This window comes from Micromonospora sp. WMMD754, from assembly GCF_049315235.1.
GTDB classification, from domain to species: domain Bacteria; phylum Actinomycetota; class Actinomycetes; order Mycobacteriales; family Micromonosporaceae; genus Micromonospora; species Micromonospora sediminicola.
In genome coordinates this window covers 1949223-1970265 of sequence record NZ_CP186058.1, presented here as the reverse complement: position 1 = coordinate 1970265, position 21043 = coordinate 1949223, and the positions used below count along the sequence as shown (strand labels likewise).

Sequence of the window (21043 nt, the reverse complement as noted above, 5' to 3'; positions counted from 1 at the left end):
TCCTTCTTCTTCATCACGGCCGCTCTGACCTGGACGTGCCAGGCGTGGGCGGGCTGTCGTTGTCTCCTCGGCCACCGGTCGTCCCGGGTCGCGGGGCGGTCGGGGCCCGGCCGGAGCGCTCGTTGGCGATGAGCTCCTCCAGCCAGCGGACCTCACGCTCACAGGCGTCGAGCCCGTGGCGTTGCAGTTCCAGGGTGTACGCGTCGAGACGCTCGGCTGCCCGGCCGAGCACGTCACGAAGACCTTCGCGGCGTTCCTCGATCTTTCGACGACGACCTTCCAGGATCCGGAGCCGGGTGGCCTGGTCGGTCCGGGCGAAGAACGCGAAGTGCACCCCGAAGCCCGTGTCGTCGTACGTCTCGGGTCCAGCCTGCGCTATGAGCTGGGCGAAGCGTTCCTTGCCCTCCGCGGTAATGGTGTAGACCACCCGACCGCGTCGGCTGGTCAGCGCGGGAACCTCCTCGGCGGTCGCGGGTGTCTCGGCGGCTTCGGTGATCCATCCCGCCGCCTGCAGCCGGCGCAGGGTCGGGTAGAGCGTGCCGTAGCTGATCGCCGCCCGGATGGCGCCGAGCTTGGCGGTCAACTCCTTGCGCAGCTCGTAGCCGTGCATCGGAGCCTCCTGCAGGAGGCCCAGGATGGCGAATTCGAGCACGGGCCATCCCTTCTTTCCCCCTGCGCGGAGCGCTAACCACCGCGATGTATCGGACCGATACATCGCACGGTAGCGGAGAGGGGTGGGCAGGGCAAACCCCGGGTTACGCGACACCGTCGTCACCGATGGTGACCATGGTCGCCTCGGTTCGACGGAGCGCGTACCCTTTGCCGCATGCGTACGCAGCGCCAGGTCGTCGACTACTCGCTCCAGAAGCGGGCGGTGCTGCGTGAGCTCCTCGCCGGGCGGATCGGCACGTACGACGTCTGCGACGCGTCGCCGTACCTGAAGAACGCCGCCCGCTTCCACGGTGAGCCGACCGACCACCGCTGCCCGATCTGCCGCAGCGAGAACCTGATCCACGTCCACTACATTTACGGTGACGAACTCAAGCAGTCGGCCGGCCAGGCGCGTACCCGGGCCGAGTTGCCCGTCCTGGCCATGACGCTGCGTGAGTTCCAGGTGTTCGTGGTGGAGGTGTGCCCCGGCTGCGACTGGAACCATCTCGTCGAGCAGTTCCTGCTCGGTCGGGACGGTCTCGCGGGCGAGGCGGAGGACGCGGGCGAGTCGGTCGCGGCCAACGGCTCCACCCCTCGGCGAAGGCGAGAGGCGCAACGGTGAACGCGGCTGTCCCGACCGCTGCCGGCCCGGTGACCGGGTGGCACGAGCGACAGCCATTAAGCGTAATTGGTCCGAATAGGTCGGATTTGACGGGCGTACGCCGGCGCGGCCGGCAGGTAACGTCCCGTGTTCCAGCTCACGGCAACCCGGTGGTGGCGCCCCCGCGCCCCACCGCGACCGGCAGGGTGTGAGGAATGAACTACGGCGATCCCAGTTCTTCGCGTGGGCGGGCCCAGATCCCGGGCCCGAACGGCGACCCCGGTTCCGAGCGGAGTCCGCGCGGAAACGGTTGGTCCGGCGCACCGGAGGGCGGCGCCTCGGCGCGCGCCTCGGTGACACCGCGCGGCACCGGCGGCCGGGCCTCGGTCGGTGGCGCCGCGCCGGCGCCGCGGGGCGCCTCGGGCGCGGCCTCGGTGGGCCGGGCCGGCGCGGGCCGGGCCTCGGTGCCGGTCTCGCCGGCTCCCGGTGCGCCCGGGCGCGCGGGCCGGGCGTCCGTGCCGATCTCCCCGGCCGGTCCGGCCGGTCGCGCCTCGGTGGGCGCGGCGAGCGTCGGCGGCGCCGGGCGGGCGAGCGTGGGCGCGGCGTCGATCGGCGGTCGGGCCTCGGTACCCGGCTTCTCCGGCGCTGGCCCGGGCGGGCCCGCTGGCCCGGGCGGGCCGGGCGGCCCCGGCGGTCCCGGCCGTGGTGGCCGCGGCGGTGACCCGGCCCAGGCGAAGAAGCGGCGGCGGATCAACATGCTGATCGCCAGCTTCGCGGTGTTCATCATGCTCGCCGGCATCGGCGTGGTCAGTTTCACCTGGTACTCGCAGGGAGTGCCGCTCCCGCAGGACACCATCCCGCCGCTGTCCACCACGGTCTACGACTCGGGCGGCAAGATGATTGCCCGGATCGGCGACCAGAACCGGCAGTTGGTCACCATCGACCAGATCCCGGAGCACGTGCAGCACGCGGTCGCCGCGGCCGAGGACCGGAACTTCTACCGGCACTCCGGAGTGGACTACAAGGGCATCGCCCGGGCCGCCTGGAACAACCTCACCGGCGGTGACAAGCAGGGCGCGTCGACGATCACCCAGCAGTACGCGCGCAACGCGTTCGACAACCTGAACCAGGACACGTACGGCCGGAAGGTCAAGGAGGCGATCCTCGCCTCGAAGCTGAACGACCGCTACGACAAGCGCGTCATCATGCAGCACTACCTGAACGTCATCTACTTCGGGCGCGGCGCGTACGGCATCCAGTCGGCGGCGCAGACCTACTTCAAGAAGAACGTCGACAAGCTCACGGTGGCCGAGGCCGCCGTGTTGGCGGCGCTGATCAAGCAGCCCGAGCCGAGCTCCACGCACAAGGGCTACGACCCGGCCATCAACCCGCAGCCCGCGGTGGACCGGTGGAACTACGTGATCAACGGCATGATCTCCGAGAAGTGGCTGGACGCGCCGAACATGCCGGACCACCCCACCGAGTATCCGACCAAGACGCTGCAGAAGCCGACCAAGAACAGCGCCGGTGGCTTCGGCATCGACACGCCGTACGGCAACGTCGTCAACTACGTCTCGCAGGAACTGCGCGAGATGAAGCTGTGCACCGACAACGAGGCCGAGGCGACCGACGCCAAGCCGCTCTGCTCCAAGGCGCTCAGCCGCGGCGGTTACAAGATCACCACGACGATCGACCGGAAGATGCAGGAGGCGGCGCTCGACGCGGCCCAGCGGGCCCGGAAGGAGTCCGAGCTCAACGGGCAGCCGAGCAACCTGATGGCGGCCGTGGTGTCGGTCGAACCGAAGACCGGTCGGGTGCTCGCCTACTACGGCGGCGACAACGGCACCGGCACCGACTACGCCGGCAAGAACGTCGAGAACGGCGTGGTCAGCGGCGGCCACTCGCCGGGCTCGAGCTTCAAGATCTACACGCTGGCCGCGGCGCTCAAGGCCGGCATCTCGATCAAGTCGCGGTGGAAGGGCTCGGCGTTCACCCCGAAGGACACCAAGTTCAAGGTCAGCAACGCCGGCGCGGACAAGGTCTCCTGCGGCGACTCCTGCACCCTGGAACTGTCCACGCTCAAGTCGCTGAACGTGCCGTTCTACTACATCACCGAGAAGATCGGCCCGGACAAGGTGCTCGACATGGCCAAGCAGGCCGGCGTCACCACCATGTGGCAGACCGACACGAACCCGGCCAAGGCCCACGACCTGACCAAGGCCGACCCGAAGGACCTGGCGCCCAACCCGTTCTTCCACGTGATCGGCTACGGCCAGTACCCGATCACCGTGCTCGACCACGCCAACGGCGTCGCCACCTTCGCCAACCAGGGCATCTACAACAAGGCGCACTTCATCCGGAAGGTCGAGAAGCAGAACCCGGTGACCGGCAAGTGGGACCTGGTCGGTGCCGAGAAGCTGAAGGGACAGCGGCGGATCGACAAGGACATCGTCGCCGACGTCACCTCCGTGCTGGAGAAGTACCCGGCACAGGTGAACCACCGGCTCGACGACGGACGCAAGGCCGCCGAGAAGACCGGCACCTGGGAACTCGGCGACGGCAGCACCGACAACGGCGACGCCTGGATGATCGGCTACACGCCGCAGCTCGCCACCGCCGTATGGGTCGGCAACGTCAAGGACCGCAAGGCGATCAAGTACAAGGGCGGCGCGAGCATCAGCGGCGCCAAGATGCCCGGTGACATCTTCGAGCGCTTCATGAACGCCGCGCTCAAGGGCAAGGACAAGGAAGACTTCCCGCCGGCGGCGAACGTGGGCAAGGACGACACCGGCAACGGCGAGGCGCCCCCGCCGCCGCCCACCCAGCCGGGTCAGCCCGGCGGCCCGGGCTGCGACCCGCTGGGCCTGTTCTGCCCCGGGGGCACCCCCGGCGGGGGCAACCCCGGCGGTGGCAACCCGGGCGGCGGCGGCGACCAGGGCGGCGGGGGCAATCCCGGTGGGGGTGGCTTCCCCGGTGGCGGCGGTGGCGGTGGCGGGTTGCTCCCGAGCACACCACCGACGCGGCAGACCAACTGACGCGTACGACCTGACGGCGGCGGCCGGACCCCAGCGGTCCGGCCGCCGCCGCCGTTTCGCGGACCGGAATTTCTCCGCGCGCGACGGGACGGCGACCCCCGGCGTACGGCAGGATGCCTCTCCATGAGCACCCAGTCGCCCGCAGGCATCGACGAGCCCGGCGAGTCCGGGGCCGTGCCACGACCCGCAACGGCCGTGGACCACCCGTCCCGATCGGACTGGTTCGTCCGGGGCACCTCCGGCCTGATCGGCGGGCCGCTGGGTGACCACGCCACCGCGTTGGACCGGCCCGCCGGCCGGGAGGGTCGGTTCTGGACCGCCGCGCGGATCGTGCTGGCGCTGGTCTGCCTGACGCTCGCCCTGCACTGGGTGCAGAAGTCGCCGTGCCAGGACGGCGCCTGGCAGAACAACGTCCAGTACACCCGGATGTGCTACACCGACGTGCTGGCGCTCTACTACGCCGAGGGGCTCAACGAGGGCAAGGTGCCCTACGCCGACCACCCGGTGGAATACCCGGTGCTGACCGGCTACCTCATGGGCGCGATCGGCCTGCCGGTGCACGCCGTCGGCGTCGACAACCCCGGCATGAACCAGGGCCAGTGGTTCTACAACCTGACCGCACTGGTGCTCGGCGCGCTCGCCGTCGCCACCGTCGCCGTCATCCTCAACCTGCGCCGGCGACGACCCTGGGACGCGGCGCTGTTCGCGCTCTCCCCGGCCCTGGTGCTCACCGCCACCGTCAACTGGGACCTGCTCGCCGTCGGCCTGGCCGCGTTCGGGCTGCTGGCCTGGGCCCGTACCCGACCCGACCGGTACGGCATGCTGCTGCCCGGGCTGGCCGGCGTGCTGATCGGGCTCGGCGGCGCGGCGAAGATGTGGCCGCTGTTCCTCCTCGGGCCGATCCTCGTCCTCTGCGCGCGGGCCGGTCGACTGCTGGCCGGGCTCGTCGCCACCGCCTCCGCACTGGTGGCGCTGGTCGCGGTGAACCTTCCGGTGGCCATCCCCTACCGGGAGAACTGGGAACGCTTCTTCGACCTCAACACCACCCGCCCCATCGACTGGGGCACGCTCTGGTACATCGGCCGCTACCTCGACGGCCGGATCAGCCCCTCCGCGCCCGGCGAACTCGGGCCGTTCGAGTGGCTCAACGCCAACATCTCCACCCTCAACTGGGTGTCGTACCTGCTGTTCGGGGCGGCCTGCCTCGGCGTCGCCGCGCTGGCGCTGCTCGCCCCGCGCCGGCCCCGGTTGGCGCAGCTCGCCTTCCTGGTGGTCGCCGCGTTCCTCATCTTCAGCAAGGTCTGGTCGCAGCAGTTCGTGCTCTGGCTGCTGCCGCTCGCGGTGCTCGCCCGGCCCCGCTGGGGCGCGTTCCTGGCCTGGCAGTTCGCCGAGGTCTGCTACTTCGCGGCGTTCTACGGCGAACTACTCGGCACCGCCACGTCCCGGCCGGTCTTCCCCGAGGGCGTGTTCGTGCTGGCGTCCAGCCTGCGCCTGGTCACCGTGGCGGTGCTCTGCGGCTTCGTGATCCGGGACATCCTGCGGCCCGAGCGGGACGCGGTCCGCCAGACCTACGCCGACGACCCGGACGGCGGGCTGCTCGACGGCGCGCCCGACGCGCCCTGGCACCAACGCTGGCGCTCGGGCGCCGTCGACCGCCCCGTCGAACCCGTCCCCGTCTGAGCGGAGCCGGCCGGCCCTACAGCCGGTAGACCACCGCCCCGGCGACCTGCTCCCGACTCACGCCCAGCCCCTCGACCGGTCGGTCGAGCATCCCCTCCCACGGGGTGCCGCCGAGCCGTTCGGGGAGCACCACCACGGTCTTCACCCCGACCCGCCGCAGGTAGTCGATGCTGGCGAAGTCGGGGAAGCTGACCGTGGCCTCGCGGATCTGGGTCTGCGAGTTCGGGGTGAAACCACTGCCGCCGTTGACCATCGGCTGGAACTTGTCGGTCGACCAGAGCATCACCGGCTGGTCCAGGTTCTGGCTGCTCGGCAGCACCAGCATCGGGCCGTCGACGATCCGCATCACCGCCGGCTGCTGCGGCACCACCGGGTGCGGGGTGACGTTCAGCCCCTCCGCCAGCACCAGCAGCAGCGGCACCAGCGTGGCCAGCCGCAGCCACGGGCCGGGCCATGGCGGGACCCGCTCGGCGGCCAGCTCGCGCACCCGCATGCAGAACGCGGTGACCGCGCCGGCCGCGAGCAGACCGAGGAGCAGGGTGGTCCACAGCATCATCCGGCCCGGCGTGCGCAGCCCGTTCCATCCCGGCAGGTAGTCGAAGAGCGGCACGTAGGTGAACCGGCCGCCGAGGAACCGGGTGCCCATGCCCAGCGCCATCGTCACCAGCACCCCGGCGAGCAGGAACAGCCGGTGCCGGACCCGCCAGACCGAGAAGAACAGCCCACCGGCGGCCAGCGCGTAGAGCACGAAGCCGGGCAGCAGCGTCATCTCCGGGCTCCAGGGCAGCACGGCCCGGGCCCCCTCGTGCAGCTCGCCCCAGACCCGGGACTCGGCCGGCGCGGTGAAGAACCCGCTGGCCGGCGGCGAGTAGAGCTGGATCTCGGCGAGCGTGCGCGCCGCGTTGGAGTGCAGCTCGGCGACCTTGAAGAACGGGATCGCCAGCAACCCGCCCACCACCGCGAAGACCAGCCCGCCGAGCAGGTCGGCCAGGAACAGCCGCCGACCGAACGGACGCTTCACCCGGCGCCGCCGGACGAACCACAGCACCACCGCGACCAGCACGACACCGGCCAGCAGGTAGGCGAACGGCAACCCGATGCCGAAGCCCAGGCTGAGCTGCCAGGCGGCCACCAGCCAGCCGGCGAACGCCCACCCCGCGTGCCGGCGACGCGGCCGGTAGCCGTACCGCAGCGACCAGCCGTGCCCCCGGGCCAACATGGCCAGCGCCAGCGGGATGCCGCCGTTGGAGATGATGTGCAGGTGGCCCGCCTGGGCCAGCAGCCACGGCGCGTACGCGAAGCCCGCCCCGGCCACCGCGCCGCCGATCCGGCCCGCGCCCAGCTGCCGCGCCAACGCGTACGCCCCGAACGCGGCGAGCGCGTGCGCCAGCACGAACATGATGTTGTAGCGGAGCACGGCGTGCTCCGGGCCGACCCCGATCAGGCCCGCCGGGGCATAGCCGAGCAGGGTGTCGGAGAACGCAAAGCTCCAGTTCTCCGGGAAGAACGCGTTGGAGTGCCACAGCATCGCCGGGTCGGTGCGCAGGATGTGCCCGGACCACGCCATCTGCCACGCCTGCAGGCTCGGGTCCCAGTAGTCCTGCGGCAACGTGTAGCGCGGGTAGCGCAGCGTGGGCCAGGTCATCGCCACGGCCACCGCCAGCGCGGCGACGGCGGCGAGCGTCCACTCGTGCACCAGGAACCGACCCACCGCGCGGGTGGCGCGGCGCACCCGGCCGAGCACCGGCTCGGGCGCCGGCCCGAACGCCGAGAAGGGATCGGCCGGCTTGTCGTCGCGGTCCCCGTCCTCGGCGCCGTCGGTGCCCGAGGCGTGGTCGCCGGTGGCGTCTTCGGTGGCGCTGGCCTGCGTTGCGGCGTCGTCGTCGGTGGCGCCGGTGGCGCCGGCCCGCGATGCGGCGTCGTCGCCGGTTTCGGCCCGGTCACCGGCGGTCGTCCCGCTGCCCTCGTCGCCGGTGGCGCCGCCACCGGCCACGGTGGCGGTCACGGCCGGGCTCTTCTTCCGGGCCCGGCGCTTCCTGCCGGCCCGCCGCCCGGTGCCGGGTTCGGCGTCGGCCCGCGCCGCGTCGGTGGACGCCGCCGTCCCGCCGGGTCGCGAGCTGGCATTGGGCGGCGTGTCGCCGGTCGCGGCCGGCTTCTCCGCCTCGGTCTCCTCCGGCGCCGGTCGCGAGTCGGCGTCGGACCGGCCGCCGACGCCGGACTGCTCGGTGGTCATGCCGTGGCGCCCAGCTGGCCGCGCAGGAACGCGATGTCGGCCGCCTGCCCGTCGACACCGCCGGGCGTCTCCACGATGACCGGCGCGCCGGCGGCCCGGATCACCGCCACCAGCAGCTCCGGGTCGATGGTGCCGCCGGTCAGGTTGTCGTGCCGGTCCTGACCCGAGTTGAAGGCGCCCTTGGAGTTGTTGGCGTGGATCAGGTCGATCCGGCCGGTGATCGCCTTGACCCGGTCGACCAGGCCCAGCAGTTCCTCGCCGCCGGCGTGGGCGTGGCAGGTGTCGAGGCAGAAACCGACCTCGTGGTCGCCGAGCGCGTCCCAGAGGCGGGCCAGCGCGTCCAGGTGCCGGGCGCAGGCATTGTCCCCGCCGGCGGTGTTCTCGATCAGCACCGGGAGCGGGAAGCCGCCGGAGTCCGCCGCGTACGCGAAGGTCTTGCGCCAGTTGTCGAAGCCGACCGCCAGGTCGTCACCGGCGTTGACGTGGCCGCCGTGCACGATCAGCCCCCTGGCGCCGACCGCCGCCGCCGCGGCGGCGTGGCCGAGGAGCAGCTTGCGGCTCGGGATGCGGATCCGGTTGTTGAGCGTGGCCACGTTGATCACATACGGCGCGTGGACGTAGAGGTCGACGTCGGCGGCGCGGAGGCGTTCGGCGTCCTCCCGCGGCTTCGGGGCCTTCCAGCCCTGCGGGTCGGCGAGGAAGAACTGCACCGCCTCGGCGTCCCGGGCGGCCGCCTCGGCCAGCGGGTCGGTCGGATCGACGTGGGCTCCGATTCGCATGCAGGGCAGCCTACGTCTCGCCTGCGACGCGCGGTACGCACGCGCGCGGGGGGTTCCGGCGGGTGGACGCGTCACCACCCGCCCCGGCGGTCGTTGTCCGAGGTGGGATCGATGGTCGACGCTCCGCCGGACGTGGTCCACAGCACGGACGGATGAGCGGAGACCCCCGGTAACGGGACGCCCCGCCGTGCGGCCCGGCACGACGGGGCGGGATCCGCCGGTACGCCGGCACCACCCGGAGCCAGATGGACGAATTCCTCCATTTACCCCAAGTGGTGACGAGAGCCGTTGTATGGTCAGACCAGGTGACAACACGATAAAGCTCCGCGGGGCGTCCTCGATCCAACCTCATCGGTGTGGTCGTTCCTCCCCAGGTCCCACCCAAGGAATGCGGACGGGACGCCCCGCGGCCCCGTGGACAGGGGTCCACCGCACGGCGCGCGACGTCGACGGTGGGCCCCTGTCACCGCGTCCGGGCCACCGGCCCGGGCATGATCGTCCGGACCGGCTATCCTGGTCCGGTTGTCCGCGTCCGGCCGGGTTCCCCCGGCACCGGGCGGGCAGCGACGCACGACCTCCTGCCACGGAAGGACCGTGGCCGCTTAGCCCACAGGAGGTGAGCACGTCTTGCGTCATTACGAAGTCATGGTGATCCTCGACCCCAGCCTCGAGGAGCGCACCGTCGCCCCGTCGCTCGACACGTACCTGAACGTGATCCGGACCGCGGGTGGCTCGGTGGAGAAGACCGACGTGTGGGGCCGCCGGCGCCTCGCGTACGAGATCAACAAGAAGGCCGAGGGCATCTACGCCGTCATCGACCTCCAGGCGTCGCCGGAGGCCGTGGCCGAGCTGGACCGTCAGCTCCGACTCAACGAGTCGGTGCTGCGCACCAAGGTCATCCGCCCGGAGATGCGCTGAGCATCTAGACCCGGCACGTCCGGATCACAAGCCTCATCCACGCTGTCGTACGGCTCTGAGAGCCTGTACGGCACAAAGATGAGTGCGCGAGGAGATGGTCATGGCAGGAGACACCACCATCACGGTCATCGGCAACCTGACCGATGACCCCGAGTTGCGGTTCACCCCCTCCGGCGCGGCGGTCGCCAAGTTCCGGGTCGCTTCGACGCCCCGGTTCATGGACAAGGCGTCCGGCGAGTGGAAGGACGGCGAGCCGCTGTTCCTCTCGTGCACGGTCTGGCGCCAGGCCGCCGAGAACGTCGCCGAGTCGCTGCAGCGCGGCGCCCGGGTGATCGTGTCCGGCCGGCTTCGTCAGCGGTCGTACGAGACCCGCGAGGGTGAGAAGCGCACCGTCATCGAGCTGGAGGTCGACGAGATCGGCCCGTCCCTGCGCTACGCCACGGCGAAGGTGCAGAAGATGTCCCGCTCCGGTGGCGGTGGCGGCGGCTTCGGTGGTGGTGGCGGCCAGGGTGGCGGCGGAGGCAACTTCGACGACCCCTGGGCCTCGGCTGCCCCGGCCCCCTCCCGCGGTGGTTCGGGCGGCGGAAACTTCGACGAGGAGCCCCCGTTCTGATGGCGCCGAGCGCCCGCGATCGCAAACCAGGAGCAAGAGCAATGGCGAAGGCTGCGGCACTGCGCAAGCCGAAGAAGAAGGTGAACCCGCTCGACAAGGACGGGATCACCTACATCGATTACAAGGACACCGCGCTGCTGCGCAAGTTCATCTCCGACCGCGGCAAGATCCGCGCTCGACGGGTGACCGGCGTGACCTCGCAGCAGCAGCGGCAGATCGCCCGTGCGGTCAAGAACGCCCGCGAGATGGCGCTCCTGCCGTACACGGCCACGACCCGCTGAGAGGAGGCACGGACATGAAGATCATCCTGACTCAGGAGGTGTCCGGCCTCGGCTCTCCGGGCGACATCGTCGAGGTCAAGGACGGCTACGGCCGTAACTACCTGCTGCCGCAGGGCTTCGCGATCGCCTGGACCAAGGGTGCCGAGAAGCAGGTCACGGTCATCAAGCGGGCCCGCTCGGCCCGCGAGGTCCGCGACCTCGGCCACGCCAACGAGATCAAGGGCCAGCTCGAGGGCCTGAAGGTCAACCTCAAGGCCCGCGCCGGCGACGGCGGGCGGCTCTTCGGCTCGGTCACCCCGGCCGAGATCGTCGAGGCCGTCAAGGCCGCCGGCGGTCCGACCCTGGACCGTCGCCGGCTGGAGACGCCCGGCCACATCAAGTCGCTCGGCGCCTACCCGGTCAGCATCCGGCTGCACCCCGAGGTGACCGCCAAGTTCGACCTGAACGTGGTCAAGGGCTGACGCCACCAGCACGACGCGAGGGCCCGCACCGGACACCGGTGCGGGCCCTTCCGCATCCCACCGCGCCCCGCGCCGACGTCAACCGATCGGCTGGCCGGTCACCGCGCTGATCACCACCGTGGACAGCCCGCCACCCACCACGGCCGCCGCCAACGCCACCGTCGCCGACCGCCAGGTCGTGCCGACCTGCCGCAACAGCACCGCCACCACGAGGCTGCTCACCATCGCCAGCCCGAACCGCGGCGCCGCCGCCAACAACGACGCGAGCGCATGCGCCCGCGGCGAGTCGCAACCCCCGCCGGTGAGGTCGGTGACACAGCCCGCCGGAGCCTGCCCGTTCAGGAACACCAGACCCAGGAAGAGCAACACCGCCGGCACCAGATAGCAGGCGGCCGTGTAGACCAGCGGCCGCAACGGACCACCCGGGTCCGGGTCCAGCAGGTCGTCCTCCAGCCGCCGGCTCCACGAGCCGCCGCCGATCGTCTCCACCCGCTGCCGCAGCGCCGACCCGCCCGACCGCACCGGCTCCACCGGCCGCCGGCGCGGCGCGGCACGCGGACGCGGAGCGGTGTACGCCACCATCGGCGACCGCGGCGCCGACGGAGGCGTCTCCATCCAGCGCGGATCGTCACCCGCCAGCCGGGTACCCGACCAGAACTCCTCGGCCCGCTCCGGAGACGCCCAGCCCTCCCGGACCGGCGGCGCCGTCCGATCCCAGGGATCGACGTCCGCATAGCGGTCGCCGCCGTCGCGCACCCGCTCCAGATGGCCCGTATCGGTGAACCGGTCCCACTCACCCGTGTGCTCGGTGCGGTCCCACCGGCTCTCCGACTGGTCCCACCTGCTCCCGGTGGCCGCCCGACCCCACGCGTGCACACCCGACGCGTCCCACGGATCCACCGCCGGCGGTTCCGCCGGACCCGGCTCCACCGCCCGGCCCCGCTCCCACGGGTCGACCGCGGGCTGCGGCCACGACGGCTCCGCCGCCGCGGGCCGAGACCACGACGGCTCCGCCGCCGGCGGCGACCAGGACGAGTCGCTGGCCGCCCGCCGGCTCCGCCGGGTCGGCCGTTCCGCCTCCCACCCACCGGAGTCACCGACCGGACCGGCCTCATCCGCCAGCCCCGACCAGGTCACCTGCGGCTTGCGGCTCGCCGCACGACGGGGACGCGCCCGCGGCGCCACCCCCGACACCGGCCCGTCCTCGGCCCCCTCGGCCCGCCGGCTCCCGACGTACCCCTGCTCCTGCGGGGCGTCCATCGTCCACTCGGCGGTGTGGTCCGACACCGGGCCCGCGCCGATCGCCCGCAGCTCACGCCGGCCGTCGTCCCGTAGCCGGCCGGCCTCCGGCCGCCGGTCACTGACGGAGTAGGGCTCAACCTCGTCGTCGTCCGGCGCGGCATGCCGCCCGCCACCGTCCGCACGACTGATCCCCGACTCCACCGCCCACCGCGGAAGGTAGGCGTCCACCGGCTCGTCCTGGCCACGCTCGATCGCCCGCCGCCGGCTCTGGGTGCGGGAACGTTCCGACGCGTACGGCTCGACACCGCGCGAACCGGCGGGATCGTCCCAGGAACCGCTCGGCCGGCGCTCGCGCGGGCTGTCCTCCCCGCTTCCCCAGTCCCGGTGTCTCACGGCCGGAGCGTGACCCTTCTCAACCCGAAAGTGCAACCCGCTGTCCAGGTGTAGCCGTTCGCAGCGATAGTACGGGACGATCGGCGGCAAGGCTCGACCCGAAATCTTCCGTCCACAGGGTGGGGATGGGAAAAGCCCAGGTCAGGAGCGATAGGCCCGGAATTCCCCATCACTTTTCCACACCCCTGTGCACACCCTGCGCACATGTCGCCCCCCGTGCGTCCACAGGTTGTCCCGAGGCTCGTCCACCGGCCCTGTTGGTGGCTGACCTCGGGTTCCGTATCGTGGCCACCGACCGCCGGACGATGACCCCCGATCGACCGGAGGGTCGGCGGAAGTTGTCGTACCCAGGCGATAGAGCTGGACTCGACCCGACGCAACAAGGGGGGACCCGTGTCGGTCACCGACGAGACACGGGCGGAACGGGCCGGGGGGCCACCGTCCGAACAACCGCCACGCGACGCGCCGTTCGAGAAGACGCCGCCCCAGGACGTAGCCGCCGAGCAGTGCGTCCTCGGCGGCATGCTGCTCTCCAAGGACGCCATCGCGGACGTCGTCGAGATCCTCAAGACCAACGACTTCTACCGCCCGGTGCACGCCACCATCTTCGACGCCATCCTCGACATCTACGGCCGGGGCGAACCCGCCGACCCGATCACGGTGGCAGCGGCGCTCGCCGACTCCGGCGACCTCGCCCGCATCGGCGGCGCGCCCTACCTGCACACGCTGATCGCCAGCGTGCCCACCGCCGCGAACGCCGCCTACTACGCCCGCATCGTGGGCGAGCGGGCCGTGCTCCGCCGCCTGGTGGAGGCCGGCACCCGGATCGTGCAGCTCGGCTACGGCACCGGCCAGGGCGGCAGCCGGGACGTGGACGACGTCGTCGATCTGGCCCAGCAGGCCGTCTACGAGGTCACCGAGAAGCGGGTCAGCGAGGACTTCGCGGTCCTGGCCGACATGCTCCAGCCGACCCTTGACGAGATCGAGGCGGTCGGCGCCCAGGGCGGGGTGATGACCGGCGTGCCGACCGGCTTCACCGACCTCGACCGGCTGCTCAACGGCCTGCACGCCGGCCAATTGATCATTGTGGCAGGCAGGCCTGGTCTCGGAAAAAGTACGGCTTCAATGGACTTTGCCCGAAATGCGGCTATTCGAGCCAACCAGGCGTCGGCGATCTTCTCGCTGGAGATGAGCAAGGTCGAGATCGTCATGCGACTCCTCTCGGCCGAGGCGCGCGTACCGCTGCACGTGCTGCGCAGCGGGCAGCTCTCCGACGACGACTGGACCAAGCTGGCGCGCTGCATGGGCGAGATCAGCGAGGCGCCGCTCTTCGTCGACGACACCCCGAGCATGAACCTGATGGAGATCCGGGCGAAGGCACGGCGGCTCAAGCAGCGGCACGACCTCAAGCTGATCGTGGTCGACTATCTCCAGCTGATGACGTCACCGAAGCGCACCGAGAGCCGGCAGCAGGAGGTCGCGGACCTGTCCCGTGGCCTGAAGCTGCTGGCCAAGGAGGTCGAGTGCCCGGTGATCGCGGTGAGCCAGCTGAACCGTGGCCCGGAGCAACGTACCGACAAGCGACCGCAACTGTCTGATTTGCGCGAGTCGGGCTCAATTGAGCAGGATGCTGACGTTGTGATCCTCTTGCACCGTGATGACTACTATGACAAGGAGTCACCCCGCGCTGGGGAGGCGGACTTCATCATCGCCAAGCACAGAAATGGGCCGACGGACACCGTCACCGTCGCGGCCCAGCTGCACCTGTCGCGGTTCGTGGACATGGCCATCGTCTGACGGCGTCAGCCCATCAGCGGGAACCACCCCGCGGCCTCGCCCAGCTCCACCCGGTCCCGGTCGGTCAGCGGCATCCGCCCGGTGGCCTTCAGCAGATACTCGTGGTCGTCCCACCCGGCCGGCCGCACCGCCTCGTCGCTGAGCAGGCCGTCCATCGTGGTCACCGCGACCCGGGTCGGGTCCGCCGCCGGCAGCGGCGCGTCGGGCAGGTCCACCACCAGGTCCAGGTGGTGGACGACCGCCTCGGTGGTCAGGGTCGCGAGCAGATCGGGTACGCGCAGCACGTGGCCCTGCGTGGTCACGTACCCGTCGGGGTCGGCGGTCGCGGCCGCGCGGACGGCCGCGGGGGCGGTGTCGGACCAGATCCGGACGATGCCGGTGGGCCGGTCGAAGGCGGCGGCCGAGCGCCGGGCCCACCAGGCGTGTCGCGCGCCCGCCCCGTCGTCGTCGGGGGTGAACGCCCGCCAGTAGCTGACGTCGTCCACGTCGGCCGGGCCGGGGGCCGGGCTGGCCAGGGCGACGAGTGCGCGCTGGGCGTCGCAGAGCACGTGGAAGAGCAGGTCGGCGACGAGCCAGCCGCGGCACCGGGTGGGCCGTTGCAGGCCGGCGTCGTCGAGTGGGGCGACGACCGCGGTGATGCCGTCGTAGGCCTGGGCCAGCGCCTCGTGCGGCCGGATCGGGCTCATGCCGAGCAGCCTGCCACGGCGCGGGACGGTCGGCACGGCGGCGAGGGGTCGGGCGGGGGCTCTCCAGGCCGTCGAGACGACCGGAAGGACCCCCGCCGACAGGGGCGGCGAGCGGTCAGTCGAACAGTTCGCCGAGGAAGCCGTGCTTCTTCTTGCGCCGGTAGTGACCGTGGTAGCCGTAGTGCTGCTGCTGACCGTGGCCGTACGCGGGCTGCGGGTACCCGTGGCCGGGCGGGGGCGGCGGAGGGGGCGGGGGGACCGCGCCGTAGCCGGGCTGGTGCGGCGCGGCGGCGGGCGGGGGTGGCGGCGGCGGGTAGCCGGCGCCGGCGGGTGCGGCCTGTCGGGCGCCCCCGTGCTGCTGGTTCCAGTTGGCCTCGGCCTCGAACAGCTTCTCGAGCTCGCCGCGGTCGAGGAAGATTCCGCGGCACTCGCCGCACTGGTCGATGACTACTCCGCTGCGCTCGTACTGGCGCATCTCTCCGTGGCATTTGGGACAAGTGAGCTGCATGACATCGACGGTACCGGGTGATTTCACGCGGTGGCGGTCAGCGCCTGCGTCACCTCGTCGTCGGAGACCTCGTGGAAGTCGTCGTAGTAGGCGCCGACGGCGGCGAAGTCCGGCGGGAGTTGGCAGCTCACGACCGTGTCGGCGGTGTCGGCGAGCATTTCGTAGGCCTGCTCGGAGCCGACCGGGACGGCGACGAGCACGCGGGTGGCGCCGAGGTGGCGGGCGACCTGGACGGCGGCGCGGGCGGTGGCGCCGGTGGCGAGCCCGTCGTCGACGACGACCGCGGTGCGTCCGGTCAGGTCCAGGGGTGGGCGGCCGGCGCGGTAGCGCTGTTCGCGGCGCTCCAGTTCGGCCTGTTCGCGGCGGCGGACCTGGGCCCGGTCGTTCTCGCTGATCCGGCCGGCGACCATGTCGTTGAGGACCTGCACGCCGCCGGGGCCGAGTGCGCCGTACGCGACCTCGGGCGCCCAGGGCACGCCGAGCTTGCGGACGACCAGCACGTCGAGGGGGGCGCCCAGCCGGTCGGCGATCACCCGGGCGACGGGTACGCCGCCGCGCACCAGGCCGAGGACGATGACGTCGGGTCGGCCGGCGAGGTCGGTGAGTCGTTCGGCGAGGTCGCGTCCCGCCTCGGTCCGGTCGCGGTAGGTGGTCATCCCTCAGGTGTACGCCCTCCGGCCGCGTCGCGGCGGGCGGTTGCCGGGAATGGCGGGGCGCCGGGGTCCCGGTTCGGGCGTTCGGTGCGCGTCAGCGCCGGGGCGAGGACGAGCAGGGCGACCGGGTAGAGCAGGTAGCCGAAGCGGGTGGAGGGCATCAGGAGGATCGCGGCGAGCAGCCCGTACCCGCAGATGGTGGCGGTGGCGGCGGCGGTGCGCGGCGGTCGGCGCAGCAGCCGGACGGCGATCGCCAGGCCGACCGCGACGAGCAGCGCGGCGGCGACGGCGCGGCCGGCGGGCAGCGTCTCGGCGATCAGGTGGCCGGGGAACGGGGACTGGGCGGGGCTGGTCACCAGGCCGTGGCCGAGGGGGAAGCGCAGCACGTTCTCGACCAGGGCGTCGCGGTCGACGAGGAGGACCGGCACCAGGGCGAGGACGGGGAGGCCGAGGGCGCCGAGGGCGGTGCGGCCGGCGGCGCGGCGGGTGGCGGCCCAGCAGACCAGCACGATCGCCACCGGCCAGGCGAAGAGTTTCAGGGCGCCGGCGGCGCCGACCGCGAGGCCGGCGCGGCCGGGTCGGTCGGCGGCGGCGAGGGCGAGGGCGAGCAGGCAGAGCGCGAGTACGGGGAGGTCGTCGCCGCCGGTGGCGAGGGTGAGCGCGCAGACGGGCAGCACGGTGGCGGCCTGGACGGCACGCAGCACGGCGGCGGTGCGGCGGGGCGTGGTCGGGCCGCCGGTGGTGCGCAGTGTGGTGACCAGTGCGGCGAGGACGAGCGCGGTGACCACGGCGAACCAGACGCGGGCGTCGGTCCACCAGGCGTCGACGGCGGCGCGGGGCAGCCCGAACAGCGCCATGCCGGGCTGGTAGGGGGTGTAGCCGAGGAGTTGCTCGCCCGGCGGCAGGGCGGCGATCGCGTCGGGTCCGAGGTAGGGGGTGCCGTGCTCGGCGAGGCGCGTCCCGGCGTGTTCGACCACGATCACCTCCTCCTGGGCCCGGTCGGTGCGTCCGCCGGCCCGTTGGACGCTCTGCACGACGACGGGCAGCAGGGCGGTGGTGGCCCAGGTGAGTGCGGTGACCGTCCAGCGGGCGGGCAGCCCGGCCAGGGCGGTGCCGGGGTCGCGGCGGCGGGCGAGGAGTTGGGTGGCGGCGGCGAGCGTGGCGAGGGCGTACCCGACGGTGGCGATCGCGCCCCAGGCGCGGTGCGGCGGCAGGGTGGAGGTGGCGGCGGTGATCGCGGCGAAGATCGTGGCGGCGGCGTAGAGCCCCAGGTCGAGGGCGAGGCCGCCGGCGGCGGTGTCGAGTGCCGACCAGCGGCGGGAGGCGGGGCCGGGCGGGTCGGCGTGGGCGGTCACGCGGGCCAGTCTGGCAGACCGGCGGTGCGGCCCGGCCGGGTCAGGGCTGCCGGGAGTCGGCGGCGGGTGCGGCGGGGCGGGTGCGCGGGCCGCCGGTGCGGCGGCCGGGCAGGCGGATGACGGCGCCGGTGTCGTGCAGGGGCGGCGCGAGCGCGCCGGGTCGGCCGCCGGCGCCGCGCTGGAGGGCGGCGAGGAGCGCGCCGGCGGGTAGCGGGCGGGCGAACAGGTGGCCCTGCCCGGCCGCGCAGCCCAATTCCCAGAGCGCGCGGCGTTGCGGTTCGCTCTCCACGCCCTCGGCGACCACGGTGAGGTCGAGGCTGCGCCCGAGGTCGAGGGTGGAGCGGATCACGGCGGCGGCCTCGGGTGCGGTCTCCATGGCGGTGACGAAGCTGCGGTCGATCTTGAGTTCGTGGACCGGGATGCGGGAGAGCAGGGAGAGGGACGAGTAGCCGGTGCCGAAGTCGTCGAGGGCGAGCCGGACACCGGAGTCGCGGAGCCGGCTGAGCACCCGGTCGACCACGTCGAGCTGGCTGAGGGTGAGGGTCTCGGTGAGTTCCAGCACGAGTCGGTCCGGTGGCAGGTCGTGGGCGCGCAGCCGGGCCAGGACGGCGCCGGGGAAGCGGGCGTCGAGCAGGCTGCGGGGCGAGACGTTCACCGAGACGGGCAGGTCGAAGCCGGCGTCGCGCCAGGTGCCGGCCGCGATCAGCGCCTGGTCGAGGATCGCCTCGGCGAAGGCGGGCAGCAGCCCGGAGCGTTCCACCGCTTCGAGGAAGCGCAGCGGGTCGATCAGCCCGTGGGTGGGGTGGTGCCAGCGGGCCAGCGCCTCCGCGCCGGTGACCTCGCCGCTGGCCAGGTCGACGATGGGCTGGAAGTTGACGGTGAACTCGTGGTCGGCGACGGCCCGGGGCAGCTCCCCGCCGAGGGTGAGCCGGCCCAGGTCGGCGGTGTCGCGGGCGGGTGCGTAGGTGGCGATCCGCTGGCCGGCCCGTTTGGCCTGGTACATGGCCACGTCGGCGCGGCGCAGCAGCTCGGCCATCCCGCCGGTGGCGGGGGCGACGGCGATGCCGCCGCTGGCCTCCACACTGATCCGCATGCCGTCCAGGTCGAGCGGGTCGTGCAGGGCGGCGAGCAGAGTCTCGGCCCGGTGGGCGGCGACGGCCGGGGCGGGCAGGGCGCGCAGCAGCACCGCGAACTCGTCGCCGCCGAGCCGGGCGACCAGGTCGTCGGGTCGGGCCGCGCCGCGTAGCCGTTCGGCGACCTGGATCAGCACCCGGTCGCCAGCGGCGTGCCCGAGGGTGTCGTTGACCTCCTTGAAGTGGTTGAGGTCGATCAGCACCAGGGCGGTGACGCCGTCGGCGTGCCGGGTGGTGAGGTGGGTGGTGCCCTCGTCCAGCAGGTGGCGGCGGTTGGACAGGCCGGTGAGGGCGTCGTGGGTGGCGGCGTAGGCGTGGGCGTCGGCGATGCGGGCGAGTTCGGTGTACGCCTGGGCGTTGCGCACCGCGGTGCAGAGGGCGGAGGCGAAGGTGCGCAGCGTGTACTGCTCGCGTTCGGAGAGCTCCACCGGCCCGGCGAACCTGAGCCGCAGCATGCCCAGGTTGTCGGTCCGGTCGTGACCTTCCAGCGTGACCGGCATGATCCGGCCGTCCACCTCGCTGGGCGGTGGCGCCGTGCCGTCGTACGCGACCGCGGGGGCGCTGCCCCGCACGGTGCGTCCACCCTCGCGCAGTTCGACCTCGACCTCGTCGGCGGAGAAGAGTTCGGCGGCTTCGGTGACGGCGGTGGTCAGCACCTGGTCGAGGTCGACCACGTTGAGGGCGTCGGTGGCGCGGGCGAGGCGTTGCCACGCCTGCTGTTCGGTGCGGGTACGGATCCTGGACGAGTAGGCCAGGTGCAGGCTGAGCACGAGTGGCGGCACGGCGGGCAGCAGTCGAGGATCGATCCGCAAGATGAGCACGGTGGCGACGGCCACCAGGAAGCGCACGCCGAAGCCGGCGATCCGCAGGTCGAGATCGTTGCGGAACTGGCGGAGGATCGGCGTACGGGAGGCGAGCGCGATGACCGGGATCGCGAGCACGTCGTCGAGGACCGCGGCCACCAGGTAGACGAATCCCAGCAGCACGATGATGCCGACCGGTTCGCGTGGTGGCCAGGCGGCTCCGAGCAGCAGTGTGGTGGCCGCGGTGCCACCGGCCACCAGGGTGTGCTTCGCGATGGCGAACGCCACCTTGATCGGCGCCAGCCGGGTGATCGACCCGCAGGCCACCCCGATGCCGGTGGCCAGGACGACCCAGGAGGGCGGGGCGACGGCGAGGCCGATGACGATCGCCGTCTCGACCCAGGCGAAGTAGAAGGTCGTCGACCGGATCCGTAGCCGGGTCTTGATGACGGTGGCCAGTGCGACCGTCACCACGAGCGTCGCTACCGTGACGAGATCCCGCACGGAGTCGGGAGGCTGCTTGCGGGCGGCGAGGATCGCGACGAGCGCGATGGTCGCCGCCCCGAGGACGAGGGTGTAGACGAGTCCGCGCAGGGCCGGGTCGACAGCCGTTCGGCCTTCCGTCGTTCGGCTCAACCGGAGTCACCCGCCGCTCACCGTCGGTACGCGATGAGCGGCAGCCTACCGCGTCGCTCCTGGCCGGGAAACTCTCATCCCCATTCGGTGCTGCGCATTGTTCACCCCTCCTCGGATATCGCTTCGGGTCGGAATCGCCACGGACCGAGTTCGTCGCTCTCAATCGGTGCGCCGCATTGTCGCGACCCTCCTCGGATATCGCTTCTGCGCGTATCTGTGCCCAGCCGGTTGAAGAGCAGGCTAGGCGGAGGAGTGAGTGGTAAGGAAGAATTAATGTCCTTATGCGCAATATAAGGAACTATCACGGCTTAAATGACGTTCTGTCCACAAGTTGTATGCGGAGCGGAACGGATCGTCTCCTTGCGTACCCGCGTTGTCGCTCAGTGCCATCCGAAATCGCGCGGTACCGCATGCCCTCTGTAGCGTCGTCTGGGCGGGGAGACATTACAACCGTGCTTCTGGCCGGATCCCTTGTGGGTTCGACGAGTCGTGCCGAGTGCGTCCACGGGCCGTGGGACAACGGTCGAGTGACGAGTGGATTACCCTGGCGTTCGGTTTGGGACGAGTGCCGAACAAGGCTGGAAA

Annotated in this window: 17 protein-coding genes; 8 read left to right on the top strand and 9 right to left on the bottom strand. The window is 72.1% G+C overall.

Going from position 1 to position 21043, the window contains the following annotated elements; all coding sequences use genetic code 11:
- Window positions 1-13 precede the first annotated feature (13 nt).
- Window positions 14-652 (bottom strand): PadR family transcriptional regulator, encoded by a 639-nt coding sequence (locus ACN27B_RS09490; RefSeq protein WP_091567752.1) that lies wholly within the window; start codon window positions 650-652, stop codon window positions 14-16.
- A 174-nt stretch (window positions 653-826) separates the two neighbouring features.
- On the opposite strand from ACN27B_RS09490, the gene ACN27B_RS09485 reads away from it, so the two are divergent.
- The 3 genes from ACN27B_RS09485 to ACN27B_RS09475 all read left to right on the top strand — a co-directional run bounded on the left by ACN27B_RS09485 (window position 827) and on the right by ACN27B_RS09475 (window position 5967).
- Window positions 827-1273, top strand: a complete 447-nt coding sequence (locus tag ACN27B_RS09485; protein ID WP_091567755.1) for a DUF5318 domain-containing protein — start codon at window positions 827-829, stop codon at window positions 1271-1273.
- Window positions 1274-1467: 194 nt separating this feature from the next.
- On the top strand, window positions 1468-4287 hold the full coding sequence (locus tag ACN27B_RS09480) for a transglycosylase domain-containing protein (protein WP_099163210.1): 2820 nt from the start codon (window positions 1468-1470) through the stop codon (window positions 4285-4287).
- Window positions 4288-4410: 123 nt separating this feature from the next.
- Window positions 4411-5967, top strand: a complete 1557-nt coding sequence (locus ACN27B_RS09475) for a glycosyltransferase family 87 protein (protein ID WP_099163211.1) — start codon at window positions 4411-4413, stop codon at window positions 5965-5967.
- A 16-nt stretch (window positions 5968-5983) separates the two neighbouring features.
- On the opposite strand, the gene ACN27B_RS09470 is transcribed toward ACN27B_RS09475, so the two are convergent.
- Together ACN27B_RS09470 and ACN27B_RS09465 are read right to left on the bottom strand one after the other, a co-directional pair.
- A complete protein-coding gene (locus ACN27B_RS09470) occupies window positions 5984-8200 on the bottom strand; it encodes a hypothetical protein (protein WP_422744506.1) in 2217 nt (738 codons plus the stop codon).
- Window positions 8197-8979 (bottom strand): deoxyribonuclease IV, encoded by a 783-nt coding sequence (locus ACN27B_RS09465; RefSeq protein WP_396823358.1) that lies wholly within the window; start codon window positions 8977-8979, stop codon window positions 8197-8199. Before ACN27B_RS09465 ends, ACN27B_RS09470 begins: the two co-directional genes overlap by 4 nt.
- A 627-nt stretch (window positions 8980-9606) precedes the next feature.
- Between ACN27B_RS09465 and rpsF the strand changes: the two genes are divergently transcribed.
- The 4 genes from rpsF (at window position 9607) to rplI (ending at window position 11252) form a co-directional block, all read left to right on the top strand.
- Window positions 9607-9897: a 30S ribosomal protein S6 gene (gene rpsF / locus ACN27B_RS09460; protein WP_046563719.1), complete on the top strand. Its 291-nt coding sequence runs from the start codon at window positions 9607-9609 to the stop codon at window positions 9895-9897.
- Between the two features lie 82 nt (window positions 9898-9979).
- Window positions 9980-10510 (top strand): single-stranded DNA-binding protein, encoded by a 531-nt coding sequence (locus ACN27B_RS09455; RefSeq protein ID WP_172967885.1) that lies wholly within the window; start codon window positions 9980-9982, stop codon window positions 10508-10510.
- A 41-nt stretch (window positions 10511-10551) separates the two neighbouring features.
- A complete protein-coding gene (gene rpsR / locus ACN27B_RS09450) occupies window positions 10552-10791 on the top strand; it encodes a 30S ribosomal protein S18 (protein WP_013289355.1) in 240 nt (79 codons plus the stop codon).
- 14 nt (window positions 10792-10805) lie between these two features.
- Window positions 10806-11252: a 50S ribosomal protein L9 gene (rplI, locus tag ACN27B_RS09445; protein WP_091567774.1), complete on the top strand. Its 447-nt coding sequence runs from the start codon at window positions 10806-10808 to the stop codon at window positions 11250-11252.
- 78 nt (window positions 11253-11330) lie between these two features.
- On the opposite strand, the gene ACN27B_RS09440 is transcribed toward rplI, so the two are convergent.
- Window positions 11331-12887, bottom strand: coding sequence for a hypothetical protein (locus ACN27B_RS09440; RefSeq protein ID WP_422744501.1), 1557 nt, complete (start codon window positions 12885-12887; stop codon window positions 11331-11333).
- 393 nt (window positions 12888-13280) lie between these two features.
- Between ACN27B_RS09440 and dnaB the strand changes: the two genes are divergently transcribed.
- On the top strand, window positions 13281-14684 hold the full coding sequence (gene dnaB / locus ACN27B_RS09435) for a replicative DNA helicase (protein ID WP_099163215.1): 1404 nt from the start codon (window positions 13281-13283) through the stop codon (window positions 14682-14684).
- Window positions 14685-14689: 5 nt separating this feature from the next.
- Here dnaB and ACN27B_RS09430 read toward each other — a convergent pair whose 3' ends face one another.
- The 5 genes from ACN27B_RS09430 to ACN27B_RS09410 all read right to left on the bottom strand — a co-directional run bounded on the left by ACN27B_RS09430 (window position 14690) and on the right by ACN27B_RS09410 (window position 20416).
- Window positions 14690-15370 carry a maleylpyruvate isomerase N-terminal domain-containing protein gene (locus ACN27B_RS09430; RefSeq protein ID WP_422744499.1) on the bottom strand — a complete coding sequence of 227 codons (681 nt, stop codon included), beginning with the start codon at window positions 15368-15370 and terminating at the stop codon, window positions 14690-14692.
- Window positions 15371-15485: 115 nt separating this feature from the next.
- Complete coding sequence (locus ACN27B_RS09425; RefSeq protein WP_099163216.1) at window positions 15486-15878, bottom strand: zf-TFIIB domain-containing protein; 393 nt, start codon at window positions 15876-15878, stop codon at window positions 15486-15488.
- Window positions 15879-15901: 23 nt separating this feature from the next.
- Window positions 15902-16534 (bottom strand): phosphoribosyltransferase, encoded by a 633-nt coding sequence (locus tag ACN27B_RS09420; protein ID WP_422744497.1) that lies wholly within the window; start codon window positions 16532-16534, stop codon window positions 15902-15904.
- A complete protein-coding gene (locus ACN27B_RS09415) occupies window positions 16531-17886 on the bottom strand; it encodes a glycosyltransferase 87 family protein (protein WP_422744495.1) in 1356 nt (451 codons plus the stop codon). Before ACN27B_RS09415 ends, ACN27B_RS09420 begins: the two co-directional genes overlap by 4 nt.
- Before the next feature lie 40 nt (window positions 17887-17926).
- A complete protein-coding gene (locus ACN27B_RS09410; protein WP_422745886.1) occupies window positions 17927-20416 on the bottom strand; it encodes a putative bifunctional diguanylate cyclase/phosphodiesterase in 2490 nt (829 codons plus the stop codon).
- Window positions 20417-21043: the final 627 nt, after the last annotated feature.

Bases quoted from the DNA above. Each gene is read 5' to 3' on its own strand.
- ACN27B_RS09480 (WP_099163210.1), top strand. From the start codon at position 1,468: ATGAACTACGGCGATCCCAGTTCTTCGCGTGGGCGGGCCCAGATCCCG.
- ACN27B_RS09425 (WP_099163216.1), bottom strand. From the start codon at position 15,878: ATGCAGCTCACTTGTCCCAAATGCCACGGAGAGATGCGCCAGTACGAG.
- ACN27B_RS09475 (WP_099163211.1), top strand. From the start codon at position 4,411: ATGAGCACCCAGTCGCCCGCAGGCATCGACGAGCCCGGCGAGTCCGGG.
- ACN27B_RS09465 (WP_396823358.1), bottom strand. From the start codon at position 8,979: ATGCGAATCGGAGCCCACGTCGATCCGACCGACCCGCTGGCCGAGGCG.
- rplI (WP_091567774.1), top strand. From the start codon at position 10,806: ATGAAGATCATCCTGACTCAGGAGGTGTCCGGCCTCGGCTCTCCGGGC.
- ACN27B_RS09470 (WP_422744506.1), bottom strand. From the start codon at position 8,200: ATGACCACCGAGCAGTCCGGCGTCGGCGGCCGGTCCGACGCCGACTCG.
- ACN27B_RS09430 (WP_422744499.1), bottom strand. From the start codon at position 15,370: ATGAGCCCGATCCGGCCGCACGAGGCGCTGGCCCAGGCCTACGACGGC.
- ACN27B_RS09420 (WP_422744497.1), bottom strand. From the start codon at position 16,534: ATGACCACCTACCGCGACCGGACCGAGGCGGGACGCGACCTCGCCGAA.
- ACN27B_RS09485 (WP_091567755.1), top strand. From the start codon at position 827: ATGCGTACGCAGCGCCAGGTCGTCGACTACTCGCTCCAGAAGCGGGCG.
- rpsR (WP_013289355.1), top strand. From the start codon at position 10,552: ATGGCGAAGGCTGCGGCACTGCGCAAGCCGAAGAAGAAGGTGAACCCG.